This window comes from Martelella sp. (assembly GCF_984369615.1).
This window is the reverse complement of record NZ_CFHTCS010000443.1, coordinates 1-3,093: the sequence shown is the minus strand read 5'-3', so window position 1 is coordinate 3,093 and position 3,093 is coordinate 1. Positions and strand designations below refer to the sequence as shown.

At 65.4% G+C, this 3,093-nt stretch carries 2 protein-coding genes; both read right to left on the bottom strand.

Features of this window, described 5'->3' with window-relative positions; translation table 11 throughout:
* Positions 1–60 precede the first annotated feature (60 nt).
* Complete coding sequence (locus AC5DC2_RS21880; RefSeq protein WP_491700011.1) at positions 61–2,136, bottom strand: hypothetical protein; 2,076 nt, start codon at positions 2,134–2,136, stop codon at positions 61–63.
* The coding region (locus AC5DC2_RS21875) for a DUF4159 domain-containing protein (protein WP_491700010.1) at positions 2,136–3,093 on the bottom strand (958 nt) is incomplete at its 5' end. The genes AC5DC2_RS21880 and AC5DC2_RS21875, both read right to left, overlap by 1 nt.

The window sequence follows — 3,093 nt, the reverse complement described above, 5'->3', positions numbered from 1 at the left end:
ATCTACGCATCGTGCTTTCCGAAAATCGATTCCGATTTTCGGAAAGCACGATGCGTTAGTTCAGGATTTTGTCCGCCCCTCGCGCCACCAGGTGGCCGAGATCAGCGCCAGAAGGGCGGCAAGCCCGAGTAGGCCGTTGAAGAGCGGCAGCGAGCGGATGCTTTCAAGCCGCGTGTCAGACGTGGCGACGATCGGCATGAAGCTGTCATTGCCGGCCCTGAGCTGCCCGGACGTCACCCGGACGGGCGGCATGCCGTCCGCAATCCGCTGCACCAGTCCGCGGGTCTCGCCCGCAAGCGGCGAAAGGCTTTCCGTTGTCGAGATCATTGCCTTGAACTCCGGCGCGTCCGGATCGCCGATATTGACGAGCCGTTGCAGGTCGCCGTTTTCGATCGAAAACAGGCCCATTTCGCTGACGGGAACGTTGCCCCGGAACAGACCGGGCTCGACCTCATCGAGCGGGACAGTCAGCGAACGCCCCGATGGCGTGCTCACGATCGCCTCGCGCGGGGCGTCGCCCATGGTCTGGCGGGTGATTTCCAACTGCTCGCCATCGGTTGTTGCCGTCAGCGCCTCCTCCTCCAGCGCCGGTTCCTGCATCAGCCAGTGGGCGATGCGCCGGTAGAGCGGCACATAGGGGCCGCCGCCTTCAAAGCCGCGCGCCCACAGCCAGCCCTGGTCGGACAGGAATTCGGCGACCCGGCCCCGGCCTTCGCGCGAGAGCACCAGAAGCGGCGCGCCGTCTGCCGTCATCACCGTCTCGCCGCGCGCATCGCCGACGGGGATGGAGCGGAACCAGCGGCCCCAGGCCGGAGGCTCCTCGCCGCCCCCCGGCAGGTCCCGGGTGACAGGGTGCATTTCGCCGGTCGGGGAGATGCCCGGATAAAACGCGCCCTCGGAAAGATCACCGGTCGGGATTGCCGGCAGCACGGCGGAAAGCGGTGTTGCTGCGATCGATTCCGGTCCAGCGATCTCCGGGCCGGCGGCCACCAGTAGCGCACCGCCGTTCAGTACATATTGCGCGATGTTGTCGTAATAGAGCAGCGGCAGGACGCCGCGGTTCTGGTAGCGGTCGAAGATGATCAGGTCGAAGTCGTCGATCTTGTCGATGAACAATTCCCGCGTCGGGAAGGCGATCAACGACAATTCGTTGATCGGCGTGCCGTCCTGCTTTTCCGGAGGGCGCAGGATGGTGAAGTGCACGAGATCGACGGAGGGGTCGGACTTCAAGAGGTTGCGCCATGTCCGCTCGCCGGAATGCGGCGAGCCGGAAACGAGCAGCACGCGCAGGTTCTCGCGAATGCCCTCGACGATCTGGACCGCGCGGTTGTTCACCTCGGTCAACTCGCCGGGCACAGGATCGACGGACAGTTCGAGAATGTTCTCGCCGCCGGTGTCGAGGTCGAAGACATAGCGGGTCGAGATATCCGGCGCGACCATCATCTGCGCGACGACGGCTCCGTTGAGCCGCGCCGTCACCATCGCCGGGCCCGCGCCGCCTTCGGCATCGCTGACCGGTCCGTCATTGACCACGGTGAACTCGACCGGCAGGCTTTCGCCGACAAGACCGAAACGGGGCGCCTCGTTGATCTCGATCCGGCGGTCATATTCTTCCGCCGTGCCCGTCACCAGCGCATTGATGGGGATGTCGGCCGGAAGGGCGGCTGCGTCCTCGGGGATATCGTGAATCTGGCCGTCGGTGATGAGGAAGGCGGCGCCCATCCGGCTCGGCGGCACGTCGCGCACGGCATCGGCCAGCGCCTGGAAGGCAAGCGTTTCCGCCCGCCCGTTCTCGTTGGCGGTCGCGACCTCGACAATGCGCGGCTCGAGCGTCGGGTCCTCGGCCAGGCGCGCCTGCAACCTTTCGAGCGCGGCATCGGTCCGGCCAGCGCGGTCTTCGGAAAGCTGGCTCTGGGAGCGGTCGACCACGATCGGCACGATGGTTGAAAGCGGCGAGCGCTCCTCGCGGCTAACAGTCGGGTTGGCGATAGCCGCGAGAAGCAGAAAACTGGCCGCCGCACGCAGCGTCGTGCCGCGCATGCGGGTCAGATAGCCGAGCGCCATCAGCGCAATGATGGCGGCGAGGGCCGCATAGAGCGCGGTCAACGGCAGAAGGGGGGCGAAGGTCAGGTCCATTATTGTCCCAGCCTTTCCAGAAGTGCAGGAACATGGACCTGGTCGGCCTTGTAATTGCCGGTCAGCATATACATCACGATGTTGACGCCGGTGCGATAGGCGAACTGGCGCTGAAGCGGGCTTTCCGGAACGGTCGGCAGCATCGGCGTCATATCCGGATTGGTGGCCCAGGCACCGGCGAAATCATTGCCGGTGATGATGATCGGCGAAACGCCGTCGCCGCCGCTCGTCACCATGCCCGAACTGGCGGCCGATCGCGCCTCGACCCAGAGGGGCGAGCCGTCATACCGGCCCGGGAAATCGGAAAGCAGATAGAAGGAGCGCGTCAGCACATGGTCCTCGGGCACGGGTTCCAGAGGCGGCACGTCGATGTTGTCAAGGATCGCGCGCAGCCGCGCCGTGTTGGCGCTGACGGCTTCCTGTCCGAGCGGCGAATACTGGTCGCGCGTGTCGAACAGCACGGTGCCGCCATTGCGCATATAAGCCTCGATGCCGGCGATTGCCTCCTGAGATGGCATCGGCGCGGCGGCAGAAACCGGCCAGTAGATCAGCGGATAAAAGGCCAGCTCGTCTTCAGCCGGATCAACGCCGACGGGATCGCCCGGCTCCAGCGCGGTGCGGTATGAAATATAGTCGGAAAGCCCCTTGAGCCCGCGCTCGGAGATGCGGTCGACCTCATCCTCGCCGGTCACGACATAGGCGAGATGGGTCTCGTACAGAAGATCGGCGATCTCGGCATCGCTCATCCGGGCATGGGCCGTGCCGGCAAGGCCGGGCGTGAAGGGCAGGGCGGCGGCAAGAGCGGCCGCAAGAATAAGGGGCAGGGCGGCGCGGCGTGACTTGAGATTCGAGAAAGCGCCGTTCATCGCCAGCATGATGACGCCGTCGGAAATCAGGAGCAGCATGGCCGCCGCCAAGAGCAACGGCTTGAGGCTGAAGGCGCGGGCATCGCCGATC

Bases quoted from the DNA above. Each gene is read 5' to 3' on its own strand.
- AC5DC2_RS21880 (WP_491700011.1), bottom strand. From the start codon at position 2,136: ATGGACCTGACCTTCGCCCCCCTTCTGCCGTTGACCGCGCTCTATGCG.